This is a genomic window from Exiguobacterium sp. s193 (assembly GCF_018618755.1).
Taxonomy (GTDB): Bacteria; Bacillota; Bacilli; order Exiguobacteriales; family Exiguobacteriaceae; genus Exiguobacterium_A.
Genome location: NZ_JACSMR010000008.1, coordinates 1 through 20,113, shown reverse-complemented (window position 1 = coordinate 20,113; position 20,113 = coordinate 1). Strand labels below are relative to the sequence as shown.

Below are 20,113 nucleotides of genomic sequence, written 5' to 3'. Positions count from 1 at the left end.
TCACTTCTAATGACAGGAGGAACGAAGCAATTGTTCGGAAATCTTTTCATTTTTTAGAACGTCGAGACTTACTTTCCTAAAGGAAGGAGGAAGACAGATGAATCTCTTGATTCGCGACATCGACCCCATCCTCGTCAAACAACTCGACGAACAGGCGGAGAAACAGAGGTGTTCCCGACAAGAATTATTGAAAGGATTACTGACTACCTGGTGCGCGGACGGCGTCCAGTCGACGCAAGTAGCACGCCTCGAACGACAGATCGAAGCGAACACCTTACACCTGAAGCGTAGCGCAACCGAACTCGAACAATTGACCAAACTCTTCCGTGAGGTGATGCAGGATGACTAAGGTTCCCGGTGTCATCATCAAGTCGAAGTTCAAACTCCCTCAAGCAACCCGACGAGCGCGTCGCTATACGACGTATCTCAATTACATTGACCGACCGGAGACGAAAGCACGGTCGCATCAATTCGAGAATTACCATGACTATATGGAGGATGAACTAAAGTCGAGCGGTCTGTTCACAGCGACGCAAGATCGATTGAGTGCGACTGAACGAGAGCAATTGCGTGAAGTCTTCCGACGAGCACAGGAGAACGGCAGCATCCTCTGGCAAGATGTCATCTCATTCGATGAAGCGTGGTTACAGGAAGTCGGTGTCAAAGAAAATCGTTACATCGATGAACAACGTTTGATGCAAGCAACTCGCAATGCCACCGCTTTGATGATCGAAAAGGAACAGATGTTGCATGCGACATGGACTGCTGCGATTCATTACAACACGGATAACATCCATGTCCATGTCGCGACAGTCGAGACGATACATCCACGCGAACGCGGTAAACGGAAACCGAAAACAATCGAGAAGATGAAGGCGCAAGTCGTCCATACGCTTGCCGACCGGACACGTGAACAAGAGAAACTGAATACCTTCATCCGGGAAGAAGTGCTCGCACACAAACGAAATCGTTCGACGACGTCCGCTTCGAATCGAATCTTACACCCGGAACTCGTTCGGCAGTACAAAACGATTCAGAAACAATTACCGGACGACAAGCGGCAGTGGTATTACAACATGAACGGCATGCACGAACTGCGTCCTTCACTCAATCAATTTACTGACACGTATCTTGCGACCTACTTCGAGAAAGAGCACAACGCGTTTAAACAACAACTCGATACCGAGGTCGCATTCTACGAACGAAGTTATGGATCGGCATCCCAAGCATCGGCTTATCGCAAGACGAAGGAACAGGATCTCTACACACGGATGGGAAACGCCATCCTGTGCGAAATGCGTGAGTCGTCCAAGCCACCTCAGAAGGTTGCGAAGACAGTTGCATCCTCACCCAAACAAAGAATCCGGTCTGCTTTTCGACGTGAACGGATCATGCAAGAGACGCTTTATCGAATCGGACGACACATGAATGATGAGTGGGACCACATCAAGAACCAGCGTGCGTTTGAACAACTGGAACAGGAAGTCCAACACGAAAGGTAAGGTGACGGGCAATGGAGGAAACGAAGCAAGTCCGGATCAGGATGAGTGCCGTGACCGCTGAATTTTTAGAGGAATACCGGGAGAGAGAACGGTTGCCAGGGATCGGTCAGGCAATCGATCACATCATCCGCGACTATCAAGAGATGATCAAAAAGCAATGGGACTTGAACTATATCAGTCGTTCCGTCTCGAAACAGATCGAGCAAGAGTTGACACCATTCTGGGAAGAACAGATCACAAAAAGTCTCTCCCCGTTACGAAAGAGCGTCCAACAAACAGACCTTCAAACACAGGTATTGATCGAACTCGTACAAGCCTTAATGCAGACGGAGAGCATCGAGGATATCATTCCGACGACCGAATATCGTCCCTCATTCCTCGAGACGGCAGAGACGGCTGTCAAAAAACGAATCGACCAGCGAAAGCAACATAAGCACTCAAATGAAGAAAGGATGATCCACAAATGAGACGACTTGAAACTTTCACACTCGCAACGTTTTTGGAGCTACATTCGACACGTGTCACAGTCATGATTCATCAAGCGCACTATGATATTCCGATTTCACAGGATGAACACGCGTTACTGCAACTCTTGCAGGAAGAACCTTTGTTATTACTCCCGGTGTCACGTGATCGTCGTCATCTACTACTGGATCGACTCGTTGCCGATCCGATTGTTCTGCAAGAACTAGAAGATTTCGAAGGTGCTGCTGATTCGCCCGTTTCGTATGAAGGAGTGTGAGACACATGGCATATAAGAAGAAAACACGTGAGGATTATCAAAAGGAAGTACAAGCGTTGACCGACAAGATGGAGACGCAGCTCGCTTCTCACTTCGTCAGTCAGGAGAGCATCAAGGAACATCTCGACTTCATGAGCCGGTTCCATCGCTACTCGACGCGGAACATGCTATTGATCGAGGAACAGTTCCAAGGCGCACGTGCTGTCGGTTCCTATGCGTACTGGGAGAAGCAAGGCGTCCAGGTCCAAAAAGGAGAGAAAGGGATCAAGATTTTCGTCCCCTCCCCTGTCACCTTCATCAAACGAGAGACAGATTGGGTGGCATGGAAGGATGCGACGAAGACAGAACAAAAGCGCGCAAAGGAAGGTGCTCTTCCGACACGGAAAGCGATGTACTATAAAATTGGTCACGTCTTCGAGTACACGCAGACCGATGCCCGTGAGAAGGGACTCGAAGTCTCCGAGCTGTTTGCTTCGTATCATCGGAACGGTTCAATTCGTGAAGCAGAATCATTTCGCCGTGCGTTGAACGGGATTGCTGAGACACAAGACGTGACGTTACTTGATAAACCGTTGAATGAGCTTGGTACAGCGAAGGGATGCTTCTATCCAGAGCTAAACGCGATTGCCTTGAATCCACGGAACTCGGACATCGAGAATATTACCGTCATGATTCATGAACTCGCGCATGCGAATCTGCATAACACAGAACGAAACGAAGAGCGTGGAATCGAGTTGAATACGCACGAGAAGGAATTCCAAGCGGAGATGGTCGCCTACACGGTTGCAGCTCATTTTGATTTTCCGACAGATGAGTTTTCGTTATCGTACCTCGCCAGTTGGACACAAGGGAAAGACTTACGCGATAAAGAAGATCTGTTGCATGAAGTCCATCAGACATCCGGTCATTTTATCCGCGAGATCCACACTTCGCTCGAACAAGAAAAAGTCCTTGAACGGGAAGCATCGCCTCTCAAGATGATCGAACATATCGAGAACGTGGCACATATTACGGATCAAGGGATGCCATTATCCGAACGGCTCGAGCGGATCATGCAGCACACACCGGAGGACGTCGGAGCTTACCTGACGAATATCGCCAAGCAGGACACGCAGCAAGACCTCTCGACGTTCGATGAGCCGATGATGCTCGTCCATGGTGCAACAGACTTCTTCGAACCGTTCGCGAAAGCTAATGACCGTGATTTTGACGAGCACGAAACAGTCGCCTATACGTTGGTCATTCCAGGAGAAGAACCAATCAGCCAACACTTCCGCATCCTCGATGATGCAATGGGACCCTACCATCATATCCTGAACACAGAAGTCGTCAGTAAGGAGACAGAACAAGTACTTGAAAAGTCATGGTACGACGAGATGATTTCGACGGAAGACCGTGATTTAGAAAAAGTACGACAAATCATAACACGTTACTTCAATATACCGGAGCAAGATTTCCGTAGCCGTTAAAAACATGTCCTATCCTCTTTTAAAATCAAGTACTATAAAAAAGTAGGATAAAACTGACAATACGAATAAGGTGGATGAATAATCATGACTAACAACCAAGCAATTGCTTATGCTGTCATCGCGATGGAGCAACTCGATTACACACGTGAACAAATTGAAAAGGTTCAAGCGAGTATGTTGTCTGAGATGGATTGGACAGATGAGAAAACGGCTGAGAAAAAAGCAATCACAATTCTAAATGGATAAAAAAGAGAGGATATTATGCTAATCGGTCTCAGCATAATATCCTCTCTTCACTTCTGTTTAAATTCAAAATCAACCTTCGACTATATCGTATTCGAACCAGTCACTTAATTTTAGTATAAATTCTCTATAACCTTGTTTTTGACCATAATTTGTAATCAGAGGTTTTATTCCGTTCGCTTCTTTATAATCCGAAATATTGATTAAATCAGATTTTAAATATTTTAAGATTTCATCAAAAGTGTAACGTAAGGCATCATACTTGTTATAAATGTTATCAGGTACATTCCACAGCAAGGATTCAAGCCCAAAAGATGAAACTCCTTCTGGAATATTAAATCCATCCTCTTTAAGAACTTTTTTTATATTTTTCATTATCCGAACTTGCTTTTTATAAGAGTGATTCGTAGAAACATTTTTTTGTTTACCAACTTTGATATGTTGCTCCGGATAGTTTATTACACTCCCTCCACTATCCGGTCTAATTTCAATCCCCCCTACAAAATTATCTCGATCGAATCGATAATCCTCAGAATAATCTCTAAATCGATATGCAGGGACTACGTCTGCATCTACTCTATAACTATTACCATGAACCTTAATCGATTTATCTCCCCGTTCAACGCCTTGAAAGTTAAATTTTTTATTAAGTGCCTTTTCTACATCATCTTTTAAAGTGCTAATCGTATGTGTGCCATCCAAAAAATTGTAATTTGCACCTGAAATATTAGGTCTGTACTTCGGAATAAAAGTTGACTCTAAAATTACTGCTATATCAACGTCACTTTGAGTACGGATATTTGTATTATTAGCGTATGATCCTTGTACAAACAAAACTATTTCTCCACCAGATGGTGTGTACATATTTTGAGCATACGCGTGAGTTCTCTCCTCTAACTCATAAATCCCCTTAGAACTAGCATCGTAACCAATCAACTGTAGAGCGTCACGAATCATTTTTAAAGCATTTTTACAACGTTCTTCTTCTGAATTACTAAGAGGTGCTGAAAACCCTTTTAATTGTAGTTCTGTAAATTTCATTATTCACACTCCTGGTTTCAATTTTTTGAACTTTTCTTTGTTTTTCTACTGTAAACAACTGTCCCTGCAGTTTTTCTATCCGTCCAGTAAGTACCTTCAAGAAAAATTTCTTCCTCAAATAAAATTCTTAGTCTGGAAGCACCATAATGACGTGGATTTTTTTCTTTATTTTTGTCTGCAATTCCTGAATAAATATAATTTAAATATTTTTGCTCACTATTTTCTGTGGTTACATCAGCAGAATGACTAGAACTATATGCTTTATCAGTCGTCATTTTAACGTGAATCCTATCAAATGTGTGCAAAATTTGAAGACGAACCTGCATCTCGTCTACTCTCTTTTGCGTATCAGGATCTATATAATCTGATTTCATTATCCCTTCCCATTCACCGCCTAAAAACGGTGTGTTAATTAATTTCAATGTATAGAATAAGTCAGGGCATAATTTCCAAAGGAAAACTTTAATCACTATCAAATCTAAAATTAAAGTGATTCCAGCTGAAGAAGATATTATGGTTAAGAGCGATAAATCAAAGGAAAAATCCTTTATAAAAATTTGCAATGAGAAAATTACGATTCCAATGGAAACTAGAATACGATAGTAAAGATTAGCGTTGTAGATCATACTCACCCCTTAAATGAAGTTATGATTAAAAAAGCTCCCTTAAAACCAATTTAATCCTTAATTATCATTTTATTACTTTAGTTATAATAGAACATTAGTTCTTATTTATCAACAAAAAAAGTCTATGTAAAATGAAATCGAAGTAACTGTAATGTACATAAGTCACTTCGATTTCATATTTCTATTTCAATTCAATTTTCTTTTCACCAAGCTCTTTTCCTGCCATCCCTTGAGTCGCTTTCAAGGTGACGACCGCCTTCGGATCTTCGATGTCGTAAGCCATGACACCCTTCGCAGTACCACCCGGTTTGATGTCATCGAGCTGATGCTCTAAATAAGAGGCATACTTCTCTTCTTGTGGCGTCATGCCTACCTCTAACTTATTGATCGTATCCGTTCCTTCTTGTGTCGCTTCGAAGCAAGCAATCCACGTAGTCATTCCATTCAGCGGCTCCTTGCTATCATTCGTTGTCTCATAAGTGAAGACGAGTTGCGCCTTCTCACGGAAGTACTCTTTACTCGGTTCAAGTACTTCTGTCGAAAGAATCTTTACGGTCGCCATGTCAATCTTTAACGTGTCGTCTTTAAAATAGACATCTTCTTTTTTCGTTTCTGCTACCTCGACCTTTTCAGTCGGATTCGCTGCTTTTTTAGGTAGATCTTCTACCGTTTCTTGTGTGCCGCATCCAACGAGTGATAATCCTAACCCGACGATGACGACTGCTTTTCCTAACTTATTCATCTGCTTCAGCTCATTTCTTTTTTAGTCTTCCCATAGTTCTTCCATCAACTCATCAATTTCGCTGGAGAGTCGTTGCCGTTCACGATCATCCTTCTCAATATGACCATACTCATCGATCCAGATGACATCGCCTGACTCCACCGTCATCGGGAAGCGGGAAATCAAGATGTCGCGCATCCCATCGTCGAACTCGACGACGACCCACTTTCCTTCAATCCGGTCGATGATTCCTTTTCGCTTTTTCATTTCGATTTCTTAATCGTGTAGGACGATCCGTTTCCTTCGAAGACGATCGTGCCGCTCTTATCCGTCCGTAGCATCGTCGCCTTTGTACGCTTCAGATTCGTCACGACTTCGTTAGTCGGATGTCCGTATGCGTTCTTTCCGACACTGATCACGGCATACTTTGGCTTAACGTATTTAAGGAATGTCGCACTCGTCGAGGTCTTCGCCCCATGATGCCCGACCTTAAGGACGTCCGCACGAAGCGTCTTCTTCTTCGCAATCATGTCCTGCTCTGATTTCAATTCTGCATCTCCTGTAAAGAGGAAGGTGTTTTTCTTATAGGCGACGTGTAGGACAGCACTCCAGTTGTTCAGATCACTGTTCGCGTAGTCCTTGACTGGTCCGACGAACTGCGCCTTCACGCCTTTGACAGGAAGCGAGACGCCAGCCTTTGCTGTCTTGATCGTCAGCTTCTCGCGTTTAACCGCCAACAAGAAGTCTTTGTAGGCTTGCGTAGTGTGCTTGACCTTCGGTGCATAGACGCTCTTGACCTTGAACGAATCGAGGACTTCATCGAGTCCACCGATATGATCAGCATCCGGATGTGTCGAAATCAGCATCTCGATGTCGCCAACCTTCTGTTTCTTCAGATAGGCAACGAGCTCATCACCCTTCCCTTTATTCCCACCGTCCATGACGATGTCCTCACCGCTCGGCATCTTGATGTAGATCGCGTCTCCCTGACCGACATCGATATAATGGACCTTGATTTTCGGTACCGCCGCTTCTGCTCCCTGTAATGGTCCGACGAGTAATCCTACACTTGCGAGTGCTAAGCTAGCACCCATCCATTTTCGTTTCATCTTCATCGCTCCATTCCTGATTTGTAAGTTATCTTCAGTATACAGTGAATTACAGGATATAGTTGGTTATATTTACCACCTATCACTTTTTATTGTTAGGTGCAGCATTCTAACGAAAAAGCACACAAAAAAACAGACCTTCAAGAGGTCTGCTTAGTAAAGTGTTTCTGCATGAAGTTTGTTAATCGATCCACGTCGATGAACCACGTCACATGCTCAATCGATCCATCTACTTCCCGCACGAACCGAAGTTGGGCATCAATTAATGTCACGTCACCCAACTTCGCCTCCCTTTGCCCTTTGTTTTGATCAAGCACATCAAACATCTCTAGCACGCTCATCTACTCCACTCCTCACTGTTTTCTTGATCACAGCATAGAACGAATCGAGCATGCTTACGAATTACCTTAAATCAGATAAGCAAGAGGTTATAAGAGATAACCGCGTTGTTACGAAGTGACATACAGTTAATTTTCCACACAAGTATAAAAAAAGAAACGACCTTTTCTAGCGTCGTTTCTAACATAAAAATGGATATGATCCTCTCGCATATCGAATCAATAGAGATACATAAGTACACCTACGATTAGAATGAGCGGAACTCCTATTACCTTACCAGTCCGTCTCTTCTGATTCAGTGATATATCACAAAAGACTATTTACCTATTGAATATCTGATTCGAGCTGTACGATGACATGGCTCAAATCTGATACATCTTCCTTCTCATTAAACAGCGCAATCGCCTGCTCGTGTGTCATGATGCCTTCAGCTGAATAGCTCATCAGGATTTCAGTCAATAGTTCCGCGTACGAATCTAGTTCGTCTTCATCGTTTGAGTCTTGAACACATTGACGTAATGCGATGACCAATCCTTCAACATCCTCGAGTCGCGTCCACCACATGCGATAAGCAATAAGTCGCTCGTCCTCATCATCTCCTGCGATTGTTTCTCGAATCTCATCCATCGTCGTATAATCCGCAAATACGTCATCGTGTGATAATTCAACTTCACCTTCAACCTCACCATTTCTTCTAACTAGATTTTCAAGGAATTGATCGAAGTTCTCCGCTACGAGATGTGTTGTCTCATCCGAAATATCCAAACACCAAATGTGTGGTTCATTAGAATTGTCATTGAAATCAAAATACCAGAGATAACTTCCTTCGCCCACGCCGAACATGACTATTTTCCCCGTCAGTCCCCATTCGTTTAACGTGGACACGCTATCTTCAAAGTCACCGACCGTTAACGGGTTAAAACGATACAACGGTAGATGAAAGCCCTCTTCTTCATCAGACCATGTATTTTCAAAATCAACGTTCACTGAATCGAATACAAGTTCCCCGCCATTCTGTTCTTCTAACTTTTCAATATATTTTTTAGGGAAACTAGCGTCTATTTCTTTTTCGATTTGTTTCACTTCTTTTTTATTTAACGGTAAGGCAACCTCGTCTTCTAACAATTCATCCCAAAAATTCATTAAAACACCTCTTCCACTGTAATTTTATCGCTGGTGAATCTTAAGGTATAAATGTACGTGACAAAAAGTACCTACATTTTCAACGAGCATGCACCTAATTAAACCGATTACTTCTTGCACATCGAATCAATAGAGATAAATAAGTACACCTACAATCAGAATGAGCGGAACCAATAATACCTTACCGGTCCGGCTTAAAAAGCTTTTCTTTTCTTTTGTAAATAAGAAATCAATCAATAGGAACAGTCCGAATGCAATCGGGACGAGATAGAGTAGAGTGACATTCGTAAGTGCTGCTCCTAATACATCGGTCGATCCATCAAAGTTCATATGTAGTTTATCCTTCTTTAGACACCCTGGCACGAGATAAGTCATTCACAAATAACACGATAGCAACGATTTTTAATTAGACCATTCCCAATAATTATCGCCCTGAGCAACAATTAAATAATCTAGCCAAGTTGGAAAATCGAATGGTAGAGCATCATTTTCATCTTCACAATCAGTAAACTCCGCATACCAAATCCGCTTTCCTTCTTCTCGATTCATTTCATAGACAATCCATTCACCATCAGGACCGGCACCAATTGCTAAAAATCCTTCTGGACATTCCCATATTTGAGAATACTCGATAATTTCATCAATTGAAAAAAGAGTAAATTCGTCTCGATATTTTGGATCAGAAAATAATTTTGCTCCGTTATGCATTTTAAGAAACTCTTTCAAGTCTTCAGATGCAAACGAAGGTAGACGTTTTATTTCTACATCCGTAGCGCCCTCATTAAATTTAAATTCCTCAATGCCTATGTACCCTTTTTGTTTCTGGACTTCAAGTTTCCCATCTGTCAGTCTATTTTTCAAAGCAATCAAACACTCCATTTATCATTCACCTCTCAAAAGTTTCTTTTATAGTTTTCTTATATGGATCCTCTTTATCAATAAGTAATAGATTATCACTTGATTGATTTTTAATGGAGAGACTTACTTTCACTACAGGATTTTCGACTTTAATTGTTTCACTCATTTGCTGTATTTCTCGTTATGTAAACAAATTGAAATTCATCTAAACAATAAATGGAGAGAACCTTTTTATTGAACCATATTGATGTTTAGATTGAAATTTTCCTTTAATTAGGTGATGTTGTACTTGAATCTAAGAACAGCTAGTCATATTTTCCATTCTACTCATTTTTTATTTTGAGGTAGACTGTTCAATCGTGTGCGAATAGATTGAATAATATAGACATGGCGAATCAATTGATGGGAGATATCGAGTAAATGAACGAAATCACTTTAGCTAAGTTTTTTGAAGTTTATAAAGAGTTATTCAATCAATCTAGTCTTCTGACTTTGAAAAGACAAGGATCGGATAACTTATGACTTCATCGATGTATATTTTTTGTCTACTGGTTTGGGGTCTAAATTTTATTGCCGTAAAAATTCAAGGTACACCTGTTAGTTTAGAACTATCTTTGACGTATCGTTTGATGTTGACAGCCATACTATTTAATATCCTTGTAATGGTTATCAAGCCTAAAGGGAAATCGAATAAGCAAGATCTTCCATATATTATTATATTTGGTGTATGCAACTTTGCATTAAGTTACTTGTGTCTTTATTACGCAACAATTTTAAGTTCTGCAGCAATGGTTACTTTAATTTTTTCATTAAAGGTTATTTTAACGCCTGTTGCTTTACGTATTTTTTTAAAAGAGCATCTTCATCCAAGAATTTTAATCGGTGGAATTCTTGGTGTTCTTGGAGTTGTCATTTTAATATATCCAAACTTGCATGATATACATAGCTTTAATGACATCAAAGGAATATTGATTGCCATCCTCGGTACTTTTATCACAGCAATAGGAGATGCGAGTTCAGCGAGAAATGCGAAGAAGAAAGTAGATCCGATTTATGCAAACGCGATAGGGTTCATAGCAGGAGGAATTCTTTTAGGAAGTTTTGTGCTATTTCAGGATCAAGAAATTAGTGTACCTTCCTCTATTTCATATTTATCCGCTCTGTTGTATCTAACGTTATTAGCTTCATTCGGGGCTTGGTTCTTTTACTTAAAACTTGTCGAAAGAATTGGCGGAGCAAAAAGTGGATACATGGTTGCACTTTTTCCTGCCATCGGAGGTCTCGCCTCAGTCATGATTGGAGAGTCTGAACCATCTATTTATTTAGTATTAGGTTGCTTGTCGAGTTGTATAGGGGCTGCGATTGCACTAGGTATCGGAACCTATATTCGAAATATGTTTTTTAACAGAAAAAGTACTTTTGATATTAAAGTAAAGTAAGAACTTGTTGCATCAGTGAAATATAACATAATTTAGGATATTGGATACACTACTATTGACTGTCTTTTATCTGAAAATGAAATTATAAAATCACTCATTTTTAATGTTCCTATACTAAACTCGAATCATGTGAAATTTGCTGAAAGCGTACCTTGTCTTCTTATTTTGAATTTTATAAATGAACAGGAGTATACAATCAGCTCGATATCTTGAGATTCATTACCGTGCTGACTCAATTCTATATTCTCCTGTTTTCTTTTTTACGCTCCGTGTCCTCCGTTGCAAGGAACAGGAACGTAGAGATGCCTCGCAAAGGCGAGTCGCAGCTCTCGTTATCGGTCCGGCAGGAGGGCAGCGGTGCGATGAGGATGTTGCTGCGTACAGCTTACAGCCTCACGCATGAGCCCGAAACCTCTTCCTACAAAAAGACCAGACGGAAACATCTACGTCATAATCAATCGTTCTAGATCATCCTTCTATCCTCGAACCTTCATGCACTCCACTACTTGTCTCACTACTGCATCCTCCATAACACTCTTCTACATAGAAAAGACCATATGTACTTTCTTACCCGCAGTGGATCCGGCCACTGCGGGTCTCTCATTTCCCCTGGATTCGGGACGAATCCATTCCTTACTCGCTTACGCTCGCTTAAAAGAAAAACGCCGTCGTTTTTCATCCATGCTCTCGCGCGCAGACAGGACGGGGATGTCCCGTCCGCCTACGCTATATTCTCCCTTTAAAGAACACCCTGCGCTTTCAGACTGACGTATTCTTCTCCGGCACCGACGATGATGTGGTCAAGCAATTGAATGCCGACGATACGCCCGACCTCGACAAGCCGTTCTGTCACCTCGATGTCCTCCCGTGACGGATGTGGGTCGCCGCTCGGATGATGATGACTGACGATGAGTGATGTCGCATTGTTTAGGATGGCGGACTTGAAGTAAGGTAAGAACCCGACGCCTTGCTTAATTACTTAAGTCGGTTTTCAGGAACTCCCTTCCAAACCGTACGTACCCCTCTCGGGGTATACGGCTTTCCATTTATCTAATCTAACTTCCCATTATGCAAATCGAGGTGGCATTTTACACACATCGCAATGGTTTTTCTCCGTCTTGCAATCATTTTTTGTTCCCATTGCTTTTTGCCTTTTAGGTCTTTTAGTTTGTGTACATGGTGCATTTCAAGCGGTACGTTCTTTTTACCACACCATTCACATTTTTCAGCTAAAAGACGGTCTATCAAGCTTGTTCTGCCACTATACACTAACGTTTGCCCGATTATATCTACTGTATTGCTTTTAATCTCCGTATTTTTTTCCATACGTTGTTCGGTAAAATACGCAATGCGAGAGCCTTCCCTTGTTTCGTACCGTACACCAAAATTTTTGTTGATACTGAATTTATTGATGATTTTGCTCACGGTACTTTTATATTTGTTCGCATAGGTTTTAATCATGCTGTATTTCATGGTTTGTCGGAAGGATTGAAGTACATGTACATTACTTGCCAGTCGGTAGTAATTGTACAGACCTTCTATCTCTGCATTGTATGTGCGTAGTATTTCCAAGTCATCGTTGTGAATTAGATACGGGCGATGCACAGGTTTCCATCCATTGTTGTTGCCTATTTTTAATGCTTTTAGTTCAATGAGTTTTTTGAGGTATTTTTCATGTGGTACGAAAAGTTTTGCTTGAAAGTTAAATTTCCTTTTCTTAGTTCCGTTCGGCATTTTCATTCTATGCCAATCTCTGACGACACGGATGTCATACCCTAAGAATTGGGCGCTTTTCTCGCTGTGTGTTATCAATGTTTTTTCAGCACTGAGTTCGAGTTTTAGTTCGCTCGCTAGGAAAGTTGTTAGGTCTTGCTTTATTTGTTCAGTCTCTTCTTTGCTTCCGATTACACCAATTAGGAAATCATCTGCGTATCTTACATATTTCATCCGGCGGTACTCTGGGTCAAATAGGTTTTTACTATCTAGGGTTTGTAACTGCTCATAAAGGGACTTTATTTCGTTTAGTCTTATGGCTTTTTCTTCATCGTTTAATTCTTCCCATTCACTCTTGTTTTTTCTTTTACGGTATCCTATTTTGGATGCTAGATTGTGGTACTCGAGATTGTGAGTTCTCTTTTTACCTTTGTTATATTGAAGTGAATATTTTTCAATGTAACGGTCTAGTTCATTTAGGTAAATGTTCGAGAGAATAGGGCTGATGATCCCGCCCTGTGGGGTTCCACTATATGTTTTGTGAAATTCCCATTTTTCCACGTATCCCGCTCGAAGAAACTTCCAAATAAGATTAATAAATTTTTCGTCTTTGATGCTTTTCCGTAAAAGATTTATTAGCGTGTGGTGTTCGATGCTGTCAAAGAAGCCCTTTATGTCACCTTCGATAAACCATCTAGTACCAGTAAACACGGAAAAAGACTGGCTGTACCAATATATGCGGGACAATGACCATGACGGCATGGTAGGAGAATGAATCTGTATTGTTCAATTGAATTGCAAAGTACGAAAAGACAGTGATGAGTATCTCGTCACTGTCTTTTTTTCATGTCTATGAACGATGAGATTGATCTGATATAAAAAAAGCGGATTGAAAACGAAAGAAACAAGGAACATAATGAGAACAAACGTTCTTATTATGTAAAGGAGTGATTTAGATGCGTTATGAAGATCGGGGAAATAAGAAATGGATTCCGTTTCTGATGCCCGAACATAAAGGATTACTGAAACGCTATTACCATGAGGTCCATCATTTCAAGTTCGAAGATACAGAAGGACCAATCGATAGGACGATTGAGAACGCGTTGAACGATGCTATCTTTAGCGGAGACATCGTCACAGTGACTGCAATGAACGGTCCATTAACGCATCACTTCGATGCCTTCGTCGAGAAACTCGACTATGTGCAAGAGGAAGTCCATCTCGTCAAACGAAATTTCCATGTTGAGATTGTCCCGTTCAAACAAATCATAAGTGTTCGACTCTCGAATTAAAGAAAAGTAATCATGGCCAGTAAATAAATAAACATAGTCAAAATATGATATTTTGACTATGTTTATTTATGTTTGAACGCTTTTAAATACGTTATAATGAGGATAAACATGGTCATAAAGTATAAAAATGAGTATGTTTAGTCTAACCTGATCTATTTCGTGAAAGGAGTGCGATGAATGCGCGACTATACATATACCTATCTCAAAGACCTTGCCCTACCGATGGAGACTGTCCGATTGATCGGACGGATTAACGAATACAAAGGGAAACAAGATCTCTATAAACAGCAAGCGCCGCAAATCCTTAATACGCTGCGTGATGTCGCCGTCATCCAGTCAACGAAAGCTTCGAATGCGATTGAAGGAATCATCGTCACGGAGAGTCGACTGCAAACCATCATGTCAAAGTCTGCTGACCCTGCCGATCGTTCGGAGGCAGAGATTGCCGGTTACCGCGACGTCCTCAACCTAATCCATGCTTCAGCCGAGGACATTCAGATCAATGCCAACATCCTGTTACAGCTACACAAAGAGCTCTATAAGTTCGTCCCTGTCGAAGTTGGGCGATGGAAGAACGTCGACAATGAGATCAGTGAGACGTTCCCGGATGGCACTCGCCGGACGCGCTTCACCCCCGTCCCTGCATTTGAGACACCGGCAGCGATGCAGGCGTTATGCGACAGCCTACGTGAACGTCGGCAGCAAGAGGATGTCGATCCGCTCATCCTGACGAGCCTGTTCGTCCTCGATTTCCTGTCGATCCATCCGTTTAACGATGGGAATGGTCGGATGGCACGACTGTTGACGCTCTTACTACTCTATCAGCACGGCTTCGAAGTCGGGCGATACATCAGTCTCGAGAAGATCGTCGAATCGCGGAAGGAAGATTATTATGAATCACTACGCCTCTCCTCCGTGCGTTGGCACCAGAACCAACAAGATCCGTTCCCTTGGATCAATTACCTGTTGAGCACGATTCTTGCTGCCTATAAAGAACTGGAAGATCGCGTCAGGTTGGTCACGACGAGGAGCCAAAACAAGAACAATCGGATTCGTCGCTTCGTCGAAGGACGAATCACACCGTTCACGAAAGCAGACGTCCGAAATGCTTGTCCCGATATCAGTGAGGCGACGATCAATCGCGTGTTGCGAGACTTAAGGGATGAAGGTGTTATCGCTCCATCTGGTCTTGGACGAAGTGCGAAATGGATGAAACAATAAAATCTGGTTTTATCATGACAGTTGTGAGAATAAGACTAAAAAACTGTGTTTATATTTCGACGTCCGAATATAAACACAGTTTTTCCTAATTAATTTATTAATAAAGAACTCAATTGATTATACAGATCGAAAACCAACTGTTAAATTAATTGAGTTTTTAAATAGAGTCAATGTCGCTGATCTTTATAGATCGATCTCACTACATTCGTAAATCAGCAAAGACAACTAGATACATATCCACTGCACTCTTCCATCGTTACGATTATCGTAATTACGTCTCCATGATGCTTCTTCTTTCCCTGTTTTAAGTAACACGAATAGTTAGGAGCGTAAAAAGCTATCGTTTTCCTAAAAGAGGAATCTCCGCACACTACATACTTTATTTTCTAATCTTCTTTCAAGTTATCATTTGTAGTTTTATAAATATAAAATTGTTTTTTTTAAAGTGCAGACTTAAATACTTCATTTTTTGAACGTTCATCAAGTAGCATATTTAATAGGGTCTGTGGCTTTGTCACCAATGCTGAAGCAGCAATTCGCTCATCTTTAATTAAAAAAACTGTTGGAGTTGACTGGACAAGGTATGTTGAAGCCAAAAATTCTTCTCTAAGATAATGAACGTTTTTAGGGATATGACTCTTCAATTCACTATCATCGAAAAGAGTATCTCTATTGTTTACGATAATATTGATATCATAATTTTTCTCGATTTTGCTCAACTGTTTAACTACTTCCTTACATGCAGAACATTGTGAATGAGCAAAAATCAATAATGTACTTTTTTCTCTATACAAATTTTTAGCTACGATCCGATTTCCTTGTTCATCAACAGTTCTAAACAGTGGAGCATATTCTCCCACTTCTAACATGCCCAAAACAGTACCTCGTATACTTTGTATCTGCTTTAAAAAATTTCGGTTATATTTCAACATATAAAATAACACTAGCGAGAGACATAAAATCATAATCAATATCATGGAAATCAGAATATTTGTAATCATGTAGTTGACCCCTTATGTTTTTATATTTTTACTATTGATTTAATTCTTTTTATTTTCTTTTGTTGAAGACTAAATTCTTTGATAACGCCATATAGTATCACTAGGTTCGCCCCTGTTAGCATGTAAATCATGAACTCAAACGTGAAAATATCAACACTTGTTTTATTAATATACGAAATCACCCCAAATATAATTAATAAGAAGTTTCTTAACAAGTGCTTCCATGACAATTCACTACTTTCAAGTACACCACCGCAACCACAAGAAATTCTAATGTGCCCTCTATATAAGTTAATCGCGATGGCACCTGAATATGTAATTAACAATGTAGAGTACAGAAGACAATCCACTAAACTAAATTGGTTTACGACTAATTTAATTCCTAAGTAAGTTTCAACTATAGTACCTATAAAAAATATAGCTCCGTTTAATTTTTTAGGTATTATTTTATAGTCGGAGATTTTATTCATTGATCTTTTCCAATCAAGTAACTTTTCTAAAACGGAACTAAGTAATAAAATTGCTACGAAGCTCGCAATTATATGTGACATAGACTCAACCATTGAGTACTTTGCTCCTCTCATCAATCAAATGATCAATTTGTCTAAAATACATTTCTGCATATTTTCCTTTGTGCTCAATCAATTCTTCATGACTTCCCATCTCCACAATTTTTCCATCTTCGAGATAAATGATTTTTTCCGCTAATCGAGCTACATTTATTCGATGCGTGATAAAAAGAACACCTTTAGATTGCATTTTTTTTAATACATCATTTATGATATCGAATTCGCTATCAGGATCTAATGAAGATGTAGGTTCATCTAGAAAAAGAAAAGATGATTCTTTAAATAGAGTTCTCGCTATCGAAATTTTCTGCCATTGCCCACCAGAAAGCTCATTTCCATCCTCGAACATGTTACCTAGAAGGGCATGTACACCATTTTTAAGAGTGGCTACTTTCTCTGATAAATTAACTATTTTCAGTAAGTCCATTGATTCAATATTACTTTGTTTATTATCAAGTTGAATGTTTTCAAGAACAGTAAGTTCATACCGATTGAAGTCTTGAAATAACACACTTATATTGTTCCAATAGCTTTCCTTTTGCACCTTTTCCAAATAAATTTTATTGTTTAATTTTATTGATTTTGATGTATCGTATAACCCTGTCAAGCATTTAATTAATGTCGATTTTCCAGATCCATTTTTACCCATGATAGCTACTTTTTCTCCTCGATTAATCGAAAAAGTTATATCGCTTAGTGCTGGAAAGGCTTGGTTTGGATATGAAAAATCTAAGTCGTCAATCGAGATACTATCCAGAGTATTTAAAGATTCAACTTTTCTTAAATCTTGTTTTGCTGAATATTTCACCAGAAATAACCTTAGTTCTCTAACACTTCGGTTGCTTAAATGTATTTCGGAAAGATTTCCTGCAAACATTGGGATGATCCCTTGTAAATTTTGTATAGCTTGAATAACTGCCGGTAATGCCGCGACCGTAATCACTCCTAATGATAGCGAATCGATAACAAGATATATTGAAAACAAAAAAGAGACTGCCACAATAATTTGAATATACAAAAAACTCCTCAACTGAGTAATCTCAAACCGAATTTCTTTTTCGGAATTTTCAATGAACTTTTTTTTCCATTTTTTTATAAAAAAATCTTCAAGTATATTCAGCTTTATATCTTTTAATTTATCCTTAGTAATCAGTAGACTTTCAAAATATGTAGCTTTCCGACGATCTTCTGACATCATCAAATATAAATCAAAATTCTTATTACTAAATTTTAATTCCATTATTATTAATGGAATTACCATTATCAAAATAATAAAAATGAAATTAATGTTGATATTAATCAAGTATAAAATAACAGTCACAACTGAAATCGTAGATTGTAAAAGAGAGAAGAACGTATTCACTGAAGAAAGAATTTGGTTTTGAGAACTAATAATTCTCGAGTAACTATTTTGAAAATCTGAATTTTCGAAGTTTATAAATGAAATAAATCTTGATTTCATCAAAATTTTAGTTTTCATATACAACTCAAATTTAAGTCCTATCTTTTTCTCAATCACTGAGTGAAAACTGTTCATTAAAAAAATCATAAAATTTAGTAATGCAAATAAAGATCCGAAAAGAATCGTTTCTAAGTATCTATCTGTCTTCGTCGAATCAATAACTTGAATAAATAAATTTTCTATTATGTATACATTCAAGACTGGTGCAAAACCTAAGAGTATTTTTAATAAAAGTTTTATCGAAAGATTAAAAGGTGATGAGAACCAAACTAATTTAATACTATAGAGTAAATCACTAATGGCTTTAAACATCGCATTTCTCCTTTGTAAAGATAAGTAAATAATTATTTGACTATTTCCACTTTTTATAATATTATAATTTTTGTAAGTTGTAAACGCTTTAATTTCATAAAAAAGGATGATGATGGTTTTGATTTCTATTTTACTGATAGTTTTATCAATAATTATTACTTTTATTTTAGTATATTTAGCAACTTCTTTAATTCGCTGGAGTATTGCATTTGAAAAATGGAAAAAATCCTCTAATCATTCTTCTAATGAATCTGATCAAGAATTTGATGATTTTCCTATACATCGTTCATTCGAAATGAATACAGATACAAAACTAGAAAATATTACCTCGACTTTTAGTTCAAAACAAGTAGATTTGTCTACAATCCTAACTTCAGATCATATATTGATTTTCTTAGATAAAACATGTGTATTTTGTAATTCTAATTTCGAGGAATTTATTGACTTGATTGAAGAAAACAAAAATTATAATAAAAGTTTTTCAATAATATTCAATAAATCCCAAGTAGAAGCTGCAAAATCTTTTCTTTTTCTTCACGAATATAATTTTCAAGTGTATTTAACAGAAGATGATGCTTTGAAAGAATCTTTTAAAAAGTCCTTTTTACCTATGTATGTACATACTGAGTACAAACAAGTAAAAAACATTAGTTCCTCACCTTTTGAAATGTTCAATTAACAATCAAAACTTGAAAGGAGGTGAATACATATGAAATATATTCCTTGTTCTGAAGCAGCATTTCGTAAAACTACTACTTATTGCGCTTATGATCCAAGCTGTAAAAGCAAAGCCGGTATGCGTCGAACTTATGATACGCGTGATGGTACGACATGCGCTACCTCTGTATCTTCTTGTCCTTGCTGATCAAAAATTTAAATTAAAGGGGATTGAACTAACATGAAATATGTACCTTGCGCCGATTCTGCTTTCCGTAAAACTTCATACTCTTGTGCATACGACAAAGATTGCTTCGCCATGCTAAAAACTAACGCGGGATTCAAACGCGTTTATGATACGCGTGATGGCACGACGTGTAGCCGCATCGCATCCGCTTGTCCTTGCTGATCAAAAAATTAAAAATAAAGGGGATTGAACTAATATGAAATACGTACCTTGCGCCGATTCTGCTTTCCGTAAAACTTCATACTCTTGTGCATACGACAAAGATTGCTTCGCCATGCTGAAAACTAACGCGGGATTCAAACGCGTTTATGATACGCGTGATGGCACGACGTGTAGCCGCATCGCATCCGCTTGTCCTTGCTGATTAAAAATTTAATTGAGAAGGTATCTTTTACAGATGCCTTCTT

23 protein-coding genes and 1 pseudogene are annotated in these 20,113 nt (G+C 39.3%); 10 read left to right on the top strand and 14 right to left on the bottom strand.

Annotation, left to right across the window (positions count from 1 at the left end; all coding sequences use genetic code 11):
- The first annotated feature begins 97 nt into the window (after positions 1-97).
- The 6 genes from KNQ04_RS10630 to KNQ04_RS10605 all read left to right on the top strand — a co-directional run bounded on the left by KNQ04_RS10630 (position 98) and on the right by KNQ04_RS10605 (position 3,959).
- Complete coding sequence (locus KNQ04_RS10630; RefSeq protein ID WP_214850589.1) at positions 98-349, top strand: hypothetical protein; 252 nt, start codon at positions 98-100, stop codon at positions 347-349.
- Positions 342-1,502 carry a MobP2 family relaxase gene (gene mobP2 / locus KNQ04_RS10625; RefSeq protein WP_214850587.1) on the top strand — a complete coding sequence of 387 codons (1,161 nt, stop codon included), beginning with the start codon at positions 342-344 and terminating at the stop codon, positions 1,500-1,502. Before KNQ04_RS10630 ends, mobP2 begins: the two co-directional genes overlap by 8 nt.
- Before the next feature lie 11 nt (positions 1,503-1,513).
- Positions 1,514-1,969 carry a hypothetical protein gene (locus KNQ04_RS10620; RefSeq protein WP_214850584.1) on the top strand — a complete coding sequence of 152 codons (456 nt, stop codon included), beginning with the start codon at positions 1,514-1,516 and terminating at the stop codon, positions 1,967-1,969.
- Positions 1,966-2,244 (top strand): hypothetical protein, encoded by a 279-nt coding sequence (locus KNQ04_RS10615; RefSeq protein ID WP_214850581.1) that lies wholly within the window; start codon positions 1,966-1,968, stop codon positions 2,242-2,244. Before KNQ04_RS10620 ends, KNQ04_RS10615 begins: the two co-directional genes overlap by 4 nt.
- A 5-nt stretch (positions 2,245-2,249) precedes the next feature.
- A complete protein-coding gene (locus KNQ04_RS10610) occupies positions 2,250-3,713 on the top strand; it encodes an ImmA/IrrE family metallo-endopeptidase (RefSeq protein ID WP_214850578.1) in 1,464 nt (487 codons plus the stop codon).
- Between the two features lie 84 nt (positions 3,714-3,797).
- Complete coding sequence (locus KNQ04_RS10605) at positions 3,798-3,959, top strand: hypothetical protein (protein ID WP_214850575.1); 162 nt, start codon at positions 3,798-3,800, stop codon at positions 3,957-3,959.
- A gap of 69 nt (positions 3,960-4,028) precedes the next feature.
- Here the strand turns inward: KNQ04_RS10605 and KNQ04_RS10600 are convergent, their stop codons facing one another.
- The 9 genes from KNQ04_RS10600 to KNQ04_RS10560 form a co-directional block, all read right to left on the bottom strand.
- Entirely contained in the window at positions 4,029-4,997 is a 969-nt protein-coding gene (locus KNQ04_RS10600) for a nucleotidyltransferase domain-containing protein (protein ID WP_214850554.1), read from the bottom strand.
- A 17-nt stretch (positions 4,998-5,014) separates the two neighbouring features.
- On the bottom strand, positions 5,015-5,623 hold the full coding sequence (locus KNQ04_RS10595) for a Cap15 family cyclic dinucleotide receptor domain-containing protein (protein ID WP_251137003.1): 609 nt from the start codon (positions 5,621-5,623) through the stop codon (positions 5,015-5,017).
- Positions 5,624-5,804: 181 nt separating this feature from the next.
- The gene (locus KNQ04_RS10590) at positions 5,805-6,365 is read right to left on the bottom strand and encodes a DUF5067 domain-containing protein (protein WP_214850552.1); all 561 of its coding nucleotides are present in this window, start codon (positions 6,363-6,365) and stop codon (positions 5,805-5,807) included.
- 21 nt (positions 6,366-6,386) lie between these two features.
- Complete coding sequence (locus KNQ04_RS10585) at positions 6,387-6,611, bottom strand: DUF3006 domain-containing protein (RefSeq protein ID WP_214850549.1); 225 nt, start codon at positions 6,609-6,611, stop codon at positions 6,387-6,389.
- Positions 6,608-7,453 carry a ComEC/Rec2 family competence protein gene (locus KNQ04_RS10580; RefSeq protein ID WP_214850546.1) on the bottom strand — a complete coding sequence of 282 codons (846 nt, stop codon included), beginning with the start codon at positions 7,451-7,453 and terminating at the stop codon, positions 6,608-6,610. Before KNQ04_RS10580 ends, KNQ04_RS10585 begins: the two co-directional genes overlap by 4 nt.
- 140 nt (positions 7,454-7,593) lie before the next feature.
- Positions 7,594-7,794, bottom strand: a complete 201-nt coding sequence (locus tag KNQ04_RS10575; protein ID WP_214850544.1) for a hypothetical protein — start codon at positions 7,792-7,794, stop codon at positions 7,594-7,596.
- A 322-nt stretch (positions 7,795-8,116) separates the two neighbouring features.
- On the bottom strand, positions 8,117-8,935 hold the full coding sequence (locus KNQ04_RS10570; protein ID WP_214850541.1) for an SMI1/KNR4 family protein: 819 nt from the start codon (positions 8,933-8,935) through the stop codon (positions 8,117-8,119).
- Positions 8,936-9,061: 126 nt separating this feature from the next.
- Complete coding sequence (locus tag KNQ04_RS10565; RefSeq protein WP_214850538.1) at positions 9,062-9,265, bottom strand: hypothetical protein; 204 nt, start codon at positions 9,263-9,265, stop codon at positions 9,062-9,064.
- Between the two features lie 72 nt (positions 9,266-9,337).
- Positions 9,338-9,814 carry an SMI1/KNR4 family protein gene (locus KNQ04_RS10560; RefSeq protein WP_214850535.1) on the bottom strand — a complete coding sequence of 159 codons (477 nt, stop codon included), beginning with the start codon at positions 9,812-9,814 and terminating at the stop codon, positions 9,338-9,340.
- Between the two features lie 497 nt (positions 9,815-10,311).
- On the opposite strand from KNQ04_RS10560, the gene KNQ04_RS10555 reads away from it, so the two are divergent.
- Positions 10,312-11,232 (top strand): DMT family transporter, encoded by a 921-nt coding sequence (locus KNQ04_RS10555; RefSeq protein ID WP_214850531.1) that lies wholly within the window; start codon positions 10,312-10,314, stop codon positions 11,230-11,232.
- A 739-nt stretch (positions 11,233-11,971) separates the two neighbouring features.
- Here the strand turns inward: KNQ04_RS10555 and KNQ04_RS10550 are convergent.
- Both KNQ04_RS10550 and KNQ04_RS10545 read right to left on the bottom strand, forming a co-directional pair.
- Positions 11,972-12,166: a JAB domain-containing protein gene (locus KNQ04_RS10550; RefSeq protein ID WP_353049723.1), complete on the bottom strand. Its 195-nt coding sequence runs from the start codon at positions 12,164-12,166 to the stop codon at positions 11,972-11,974.
- A gap of 116 nt (positions 12,167-12,282) precedes the next feature.
- A pseudogene (locus KNQ04_RS10545) lies at positions 12,283-13,659 on the bottom strand (reverse transcriptase/maturase family protein); the annotation flags it as partial.
- Positions 13,660-13,901: 242 nt separating this feature from the next.
- On the opposite strand from KNQ04_RS10545, the gene KNQ04_RS10540 reads away from it, so the two are divergent.
- Both KNQ04_RS10540 and KNQ04_RS10535 read left to right on the top strand, forming a co-directional pair.
- The gene (locus KNQ04_RS10540; protein ID WP_214850528.1) at positions 13,902-14,237 is read left to right on the top strand and encodes a YolD-like family protein; all 336 of its coding nucleotides are present in this window, start codon (positions 13,902-13,904) and stop codon (positions 14,235-14,237) included.
- Positions 14,238-14,414: 177 nt separating this feature from the next.
- Entirely contained in the window at positions 14,415-15,458 is a 1,044-nt protein-coding gene (locus KNQ04_RS10535; protein WP_251137001.1) for a Fic family protein, read from the top strand.
- A 440-nt stretch (positions 15,459-15,898) separates the two neighbouring features.
- Here the strand turns inward: KNQ04_RS10535 and KNQ04_RS10530 are convergent, their stop codons facing one another.
- Genes KNQ04_RS10530 through KNQ04_RS15870 form a run of 3 tightly spaced genes read right to left on the bottom strand, consistent with a single transcriptional unit; the run spans position 15,899 to position 17,677 of the window.
- On the bottom strand, positions 15,899-16,459 hold the full coding sequence (locus KNQ04_RS10530) for a TlpA family protein disulfide reductase (RefSeq protein ID WP_214850525.1): 561 nt from the start codon (positions 16,457-16,459) through the stop codon (positions 15,899-15,901).
- A 20-nt stretch (positions 16,460-16,479) separates the two neighbouring features.
- Positions 16,480-17,022, bottom strand: a complete 543-nt coding sequence (locus KNQ04_RS10525; protein ID WP_214850522.1) for a MauE/DoxX family redox-associated membrane protein — start codon at positions 17,020-17,022, stop codon at positions 16,480-16,482.
- Positions 17,015-17,677: an ATP-binding cassette domain-containing protein gene (locus KNQ04_RS15870; RefSeq protein WP_483299251.1), complete on the bottom strand. Its 663-nt coding sequence runs from the start codon at positions 17,675-17,677 to the stop codon at positions 17,015-17,017. The genes KNQ04_RS10525 and KNQ04_RS15870 overlap by 8 nt, the downstream gene beginning before the upstream one ends.
- Positions 17,678-18,920: 1,243 nt before the next feature.
- Between KNQ04_RS15870 and KNQ04_RS10515 the strand changes: the two genes are divergently transcribed.
- Complete coding sequence (locus tag KNQ04_RS10515; RefSeq protein WP_214850518.1) at positions 18,921-19,481, top strand: hypothetical protein; 561 nt, start codon at positions 18,921-18,923, stop codon at positions 19,479-19,481.
- The last annotated feature ends 632 nt before the right edge of the window (positions 19,482-20,113 follow it).

Coding starts and splice junctions, on each gene's coding strand:
- KNQ04_RS10630 (WP_214850589.1), top strand. CDS start 98: ATGAATCTCTTGATTCGCGACATCGACCCCATCCTCGTCAAACAACTC.
- mobP2 (WP_214850587.1), top strand. CDS start 342: ATGACTAAGGTTCCCGGTGTCATCATCAAGTCGAAGTTCAAACTCCCT.
- KNQ04_RS10620 (WP_214850584.1), top strand. CDS start 1,514: ATGGAGGAAACGAAGCAAGTCCGGATCAGGATGAGTGCCGTGACCGCT.
- KNQ04_RS10615 (WP_214850581.1), top strand. CDS start 1,966: ATGAGACGACTTGAAACTTTCACACTCGCAACGTTTTTGGAGCTACAT.
- KNQ04_RS10610 (WP_214850578.1), top strand. CDS start 2,250: ATGGCATATAAGAAGAAAACACGTGAGGATTATCAAAAGGAAGTACAA.
- KNQ04_RS10605 (WP_214850575.1), top strand. CDS start 3,798: ATGACTAACAACCAAGCAATTGCTTATGCTGTCATCGCGATGGAGCAA.
- KNQ04_RS10600 (WP_214850554.1), bottom strand. CDS start 4,997: ATGAAATTTACAGAACTACAATTAAAAGGGTTTTCAGCACCTCTTAGT.
- KNQ04_RS10595 (WP_251137003.1), bottom strand. CDS start 5,623: ATGATCTACAACGCTAATCTTTACTATCGTATTCTAGTTTCCATTGGA.
- KNQ04_RS10590 (WP_214850552.1), bottom strand. CDS start 6,365: ATGAATAAGTTAGGAAAAGCAGTCGTCATCGTCGGGTTAGGATTATCA.
- KNQ04_RS10585 (WP_214850549.1), bottom strand. CDS start 6,611: ATGAAAAAGCGAAAAGGAATCATCGACCGGATTGAAGGAAAGTGGGTC.
- KNQ04_RS10580 (WP_214850546.1), bottom strand. CDS start 7,453: ATGAAACGAAAATGGATGGGTGCTAGCTTAGCACTCGCAAGTGTAGGA.
- KNQ04_RS10575 (WP_214850544.1), bottom strand. CDS start 7,794: ATGAGCGTGCTAGAGATGTTTGATGTGCTTGATCAAAACAAAGGGCAA.
- KNQ04_RS10570 (WP_214850541.1), bottom strand. CDS start 8,935: ATGAATTTTTGGGATGAATTGTTAGAAGACGAGGTTGCCTTACCGTTA.
- KNQ04_RS10565 (WP_214850538.1), bottom strand. CDS start 9,265: ATGAACTTTGATGGATCGACCGATGTATTAGGAGCAGCACTTACGAAT.
- KNQ04_RS10560 (WP_214850535.1), bottom strand. CDS start 9,814: ATGGAGTGTTTGATTGCTTTGAAAAATAGACTGACAGATGGGAAACTT.
- KNQ04_RS10555 (WP_214850531.1), top strand. CDS start 10,312: ATGACTTCATCGATGTATATTTTTTGTCTACTGGTTTGGGGTCTAAAT.
- KNQ04_RS10540 (WP_214850528.1), top strand. CDS start 13,902: ATGCGTTATGAAGATCGGGGAAATAAGAAATGGATTCCGTTTCTGATG.
- KNQ04_RS10535 (WP_251137001.1), top strand. CDS start 14,415: ATGCGCGACTATACATATACCTATCTCAAAGACCTTGCCCTACCGATG.
- KNQ04_RS10530 (WP_214850525.1), bottom strand. CDS start 16,459: ATGATTACAAATATTCTGATTTCCATGATATTGATTATGATTTTATGT.
- KNQ04_RS10525 (WP_214850522.1), bottom strand. CDS start 17,022: ATGGTTGAGTCTATGTCACATATAATTGCGAGCTTCGTAGCAATTTTA.
- KNQ04_RS15870 (WP_483299251.1), bottom strand. CDS start 17,677: ATGGGTAAAAATGGATCTGGAAAATCGACATTAATTAAATGCTTGACA.